The sequence below is a fragment of the Stenotrophomonas pictorum JCM 9942 genome, assembly GCF_001310775.1.
Lineage (GTDB): Bacteria > Pseudomonadota > Gammaproteobacteria > Xanthomonadales > Xanthomonadaceae > Stenotrophomonas > Stenotrophomonas pictorum.
Genome location: NZ_BAZI01000198.1, coordinates 1 through 5,295, shown reverse-complemented (window position 1 = coordinate 5,295; position 5,295 = coordinate 1). Strand labels below are relative to the sequence as shown.

Below are 5,295 nucleotides of genomic sequence, written 5' to 3'. Positions count from 1 at the left end.
GCCGCGGGCGATATGCGCCGCGGCGCTGTCCGGCGCCAGCGCCACCCACTGCGCATACGCATCGGCCGCCTGCTGCGGGCGATCGCTCCAGCGATACAGATCGCCCAGGGCCGACCAGGCATCGGCGTAGGTCGGGCTCTTCTGCACCACCTGCTGCAGATCCGCCTCGGCGGCGGCGTATTGACCATCCCAGGCGTAGGTGCGGCCACGTGCCAGCAGCAGGTCGCTGTTGCCCGGGTGCTCCGCCAGCAGCGCGGTGTACTGCGTGATCGCCTCACTGCGCTGGCCATCGGTGGCCAGTGTGCGGACCTGCTGCATCCGTGCCTCAAGCGAGTCGGCCGGCGCATCCGCCGGTGACTGGGCCAGCAGCGCACCGGGAGTGGACAGCGCCAGCAACAGCAGCGGACGGGCACATCGACGGGTAGACGCGGTAGAAAGCAAAAAACACCTCATGGAGAAAATCCTGCGGTTCATTTCGGAGTACTGCCATAACTTGCCGGCGGCATTTCGGCGGCCTCTTTGTCCGGCGCATCCTCGAGGGTGTGCTGCCACGACCCGTCACGGCTGATCCGGCCCCAGTTGCGCACCTTGCCGCGGCTCAACAGCCAGCGCAGGGTGCCGACAAAACGCCACCACGAGTTGATCTGGCGATAGCCGAAGTTCTCCAGTACCGCCAGCAGAAACAGCTTCAGCTGCTGCGTCGGACGCTGGTAGAGACGGAACGAAAGCTCCTCCAGCACCATTGCATTGACCGACAGCAAAATTCCCATGCCGATGGCCGCAGCCAGGAACACCAGGAAGGTCTCCAGCGGGACCAGCCCCAACAGCGCCAGCACGATCATCGTCACGTAGCCGATCACTTCGATCAACGGCCCCAGGAATTCGAAGATCACCATGAACGGGAACGCGATCCAGCCGACCGCGCCGCCGCGGCGGTTGAACATCAGGGCCATGTTCGACCACAGGCTCTCGGCCAGCCCCTGCTGCCAACGCACCCGCTGGCTCTTCAGCGACCGCAGATCGGTCGGAGCCTCGGTCCAGCACACCGGGTCAGGCACGAACACGATGCGGTAGTCCCGCTTCTCCTCGCGCAGATTGCGGTGCAGGCGGACCACCAGATCCATGTCCTCGCCGACCGTATTCAACCGGTAGCCGCCAATGGCGATCACGCGCTCCTTGTAGAACACGCCGAATGCGCCGGAAATGATCAACAGCGCGTTGGCCGGCGACCAGCCCATACGTCCGAACAGGAACGCGCGCAGATATTCCACCAGCTGGAAACCGGGCAGCATCCGGCTTGGCAGGCCGACCTTGGACAGCATGCCGTCCTTGACCGTGCAGCCATTGAGCACCCGCACCACGCCGCCGCTGGCCACCACGCGGCCATCCTCCAGGAACGGGCGCACCACCCGCGACAGGCTTTCCGGCTGCAGGATGCTGTCGGCATCGATCACGCAGAACAGCGGGTAGCGCACGCAGTTCAAGCCGGCGTTGATCGCATCTGCCTTGCCGCCGTTGGCCTTGTCCACCAGGCGCACGTTGGGAAAACGCGCCGAGGCATAGACCGCGTGCACGGGCTCGGTCTTGAGCCGGCAGCGGTAGGCTTCGGGCACCTTCACCAGCCCGAACGCGTCGATCAGCGCCTGCCGGGTGGCATCCGTGGAGCCGTCGTTGACCACCACCACTTCGTATTCCGGATAGACGGTCTTCAGCAGTGAACGCACCGAGGAGACCACCGACTTCTCCTCGTTGTGCGCCGGCAGGATGATGCTCACCGGCGGCTGGTATTCGCGCAGCCCCTTGGGCAGGTAGTTGGCGCGGTATTCGCGCATGTAGCGCACGATCTGGAATGCCGAAACGTAGTTCAGCACCAGATAGGCGATATTGATCGCGGCGAAGTAGGCGATGAACACCCACTGCAGCGAGACCATCAAGCGTATCCACGGGACCTGCTGCAGATAGCTCACGATCAGATGCCAGTATTCGTTCATACCCCTGCCCTCATGCTCTGCTCGGACAGCACGTGGTCGATGATGTCGCGACCATACGGATCGTTCACCCGCTCCCGCACTGCACGCATTTTGTGCTCATCCATCCCCGGCAACATCAACAACGCCTGCGCGGCGCGGTAACGCACCCACCACACACTGTCCGACAGCAGCGGCTCCAGCCGGACGTGATCGCTGGCATCGCCGATGCGCGCCAGCGCCGACGCCGCATGCATGCGGATGTGCCAGCGGGCAACCTGCAGGAATCCGCGCACCTGCTCGATATCCTGGCGATCGTTGACCAGCTGCAGACACACCGAGATGACCCGGTCATCCACATCGCTCTGCATCAGCTCACGGATCACGGCCGCCGCGCGCTCCGGATCAATGTCGGACAGAAAGCGCACCAGCTTCAGCGCGGTGTCGGAATTGGCCCGCAGCAGCGCGTTTGAAAGCTCCCGCACCGCACTGCCGTCCTGGTTTTCGGCCAGAATGCGCGCGACGCTGCCCTGCACCCAGTCGTCGCGCTCGAGGATCAGCGGCACGAACATGGCCATGGCCCGCGCAGGATCGATCTGCGACAGTGCCCGCGCCGCGCACAGCGAGACGATCGGACTGTGATCGGTGAGATGTTTGGCAATGGTGTCGAACATGCCGCCATCGCGCAGATGGCCCAGCGCGATGATCGCCATGGCACGGTCGTGATAGCTGCCGCGCAGCAGGCGCGGGGCGGTGTCAGCCAGCCCGACCCGCTGTCCCAACGGCACCAGCCGACGTGACGCGGCATCATCCAGCGGCTCATGGATCGCGTTCCAGGCTTCGATAAAGCCAGGCGCCTCGCGCCGCTCGAGCTTGCGGGTCGGCACTCCCGGTGTCTCCAGTTCCTGGCGCAATACCTGCGACCAGTACTGCATCGACTGCGCATCGCGCCGCTCACGCCACTGCGTGCGCACGCGCATCAGCAAGATGGTGGTCAGCAGCACCACCGTCAGCAGCAGCGTGGAAACCGCCACCCAGTACGCCACTACGACGACCAGTGGCCCAGTGAACAGACCTTCCATCCCCTTCCCCTACTTCCCTGCAAAAGTACCCAATTGTCATCCGACTGCCGCAAAGCCGTGTTACGGCGACATGCGGCAAAAAGTGTGATCCAAGTCACCTTACCCGTCAATTTCTGCGGAAATATCGTCCAGATCCGCCCGGCGGCATCCTGGGCCGCGGCACATGTCGATGAAAAATAATGACTTGCACTCTTACGCTGTGCGCCGCGCCAACACCGAATAAAAGGCAAGGCCGGCGATTGCGCAGAAATCGCCCATCTGGACGGCCGGGAGGTGGCCTCGGGTAAGCTCTGCGCTCCACCCAGAGCAGAGGACGATCCATGCGCGGCCATCGCCCGTTACGCTACCTGCGCTTCCGCCTGTTGTTGGCCAGCGGCCTGGTGCTGGCCGGCCTCGTACCGGCACTGGCCACCCCGGCCAGTGATGGCGACATCAACCGTCTGCTTGCCGCCTCGCGGGCGCAGACCATGCTCGATGCGATGCTGCCGCAGATGGAAGCCATGCAGTCCCAGCAGTTCGCACAGCTGACCGCCGGGCAGGCGCTGACCCCCGAGCAGAAGGCGCGCGTGCAACGCATCCAGCAGCGCACCTCGCAGACCCTGCGCGAGGCGCTGTCGTGGTCGCAGATGCGCCCGATGTATGTGGATCTCTACAAGAAGTCGTTCTCGAAAGAGGACGTGCTGGCGATGGCCGAGTTCTACGAGAGCCCGGCCGGGCAGAGCCTGCTCGACAAGACCCCGCAGCTGATGCAGAACCTGATGCTGGCCATGCAGCAGAAGATGACGCCACTGCTGGCGGATCTGGAGCAGGATCTGGACGCGATCATCCAGGAATCCGAAGCTGCCCGGTAGTTCCCGCGCGGTGTTCGCTGGCGGGTGCGTCGGGCCAAAGGCCCGCTGTCCCGCCCGGCACAGGACACGGCCCTAGCAACGCCTTTGAGCCGGGGGCGACAGCCGCCCGCAGCGGCGTTGCCGGATGGATCGGACACCGCCGGGCGCCTTGGAAGCTGGGATCCGCTGCAGATCCCAGGCTACGGCCTGCTTCCTGTTTTGAGCGCGCCGCGCGCCTGTGCGGTGCAACATTGCTGGCACGGCCGTCGGCGATACGCCGCTGCCCCCCCCCACCGGGCATGACGCGCCGTAAGCCGGGACGTCCCGCCGGCAGGCCGCGAAACTGGCCACGATGACGGTCCGTTGGAAAAATGTCGGAATTTCGTGACAATCGTCACAACAAGCACTGACATCCAGTCAGTGCAGTCCCGGGGAGAGGGAATGAAAAAGTCCACAAGGAACAAATGGCTGGCTGCGCTCGCTGTTGTGGGCCTGCTCGGTTTTGGTGCGGGCGTCTGGGTTCTGCTGAATCCGGCCAGCTTCGTGGTGCAGCCCTGGCGCGCACAACAGTCGGTGACGTCGGCACGCTTCGTGTTCGGCCCGTATCCGGTGCAAGCCGACATGGATCGCCTGAAGGACGAAGGCGTGACCACCATCATCAGCCTGCTCAACCCCAAGGTCCCCTACGAGGCGGTGCTGCTGGAGGAGGAAAAGAAGCGCGCGGCGGAGCTGGGCATCGAAGTGCACAACTTCCCGATGGGCAGCATCCTCGGCCAGCGCTTCGGTGAGGATTACGAGCGCAACTCGCGCGCCGCCGCCGAGACCGCGATCAACACCCCCGGCACCGTGTACATCCACTGCTACCTGGGCCTGCACCGCGCCGCCAACGTGCGCGACTATCTGGAAAAGCACGGCACGGTCGATACCCGCCAGTTCGATGGCTCGGTCAAACATGACCGAACGCCGCGCCAGCTGGCCAACGAGCGCGCCCGCCGCCTGTTCCGCCAGCAGGAATATGACGCCGCCCTGCGCGAACTGCACAGCGTGCAGCCGCTGGACTATTCGGCGCATGTGGCCGAAGGCTGGGTGCATCTGCGGCAGGCGAACAACGAGCTGGCCCGCAACAGCTTCCGCGCCGCCAGCCAGATGCCCGGGGCCCGTTCCGATGCCTCCAGCGGACTGGGCTTTGCACTGTTGCGGCTGGACGATACCGACGGTGCCCATGCCGCCTTCAGCCAGGCGCTGGAGCTCTCGCCTGACGACCATGACGCGATGCAGGGCATGGCCCAGGTGTTCTACCGGCAGGACAAACCGGAACAGGCACGGGTCCTGCTCGAGCGCCTGCATGCCGCCGCGCCCGACAACGCCGAAGTGGCCGAACTGCTGGAACGCGCCAGGGCCGAGAAACAGGCCGCG

At 64.9% G+C, this 5,295-nt stretch carries 5 protein-coding genes; 2 read left to right on the top strand and 3 right to left on the bottom strand.

Annotation, left to right across the window (positions count from 1 at the left end):
- From JCM9942_RS10585 to JCM9942_RS10575, 3 genes are all read right to left on the bottom strand, one after another.
- Nucleotides 1-453: tetratricopeptide repeat protein (locus JCM9942_RS10585; RefSeq protein WP_172675095.1), on the bottom strand; the 453-nt coding region annotated here is incomplete at its 3' end.
- Between the two features lie 17 nt (nucleotides 454-470).
- Nucleotides 471-1,991 carry a glycosyltransferase family 2 protein gene (locus JCM9942_RS10580; protein ID WP_083468505.1) on the bottom strand — a complete coding sequence of 507 codons (1,521 nt, stop codon included), beginning with the start codon at nucleotides 1,989-1,991 and terminating at the stop codon, nucleotides 471-473.
- The gene (locus JCM9942_RS10575; protein WP_054659544.1) at nucleotides 1,988-3,049 is read right to left on the bottom strand and encodes a HEAT repeat domain-containing protein; all 1,062 of its coding nucleotides are present in this window, start codon (nucleotides 3,047-3,049) and stop codon (nucleotides 1,988-1,990) included. Before JCM9942_RS10575 ends, JCM9942_RS10580 begins: the two co-directional genes overlap by 4 nt.
- A gap of 320 nt (nucleotides 3,050-3,369) precedes the next feature.
- On the opposite strand from JCM9942_RS10575, the gene JCM9942_RS10570 reads away from it, so the two are divergent.
- Together JCM9942_RS10570 and JCM9942_RS10565 are read left to right on the top strand one after the other, a co-directional pair.
- Nucleotides 3,370-3,900 (top strand): DUF2059 domain-containing protein, encoded by a 531-nt coding sequence (locus JCM9942_RS10570; RefSeq protein WP_054659542.1) that lies wholly within the window; start codon nucleotides 3,370-3,372, stop codon nucleotides 3,898-3,900.
- 420 nt (nucleotides 3,901-4,320) lie between these two features.
- A partial coding sequence (locus tag JCM9942_RS10565) for a tetratricopeptide repeat protein (protein ID WP_157722868.1) occupies nucleotides 4,321-5,295 on the top strand: 975 nt, incomplete at its 3' end.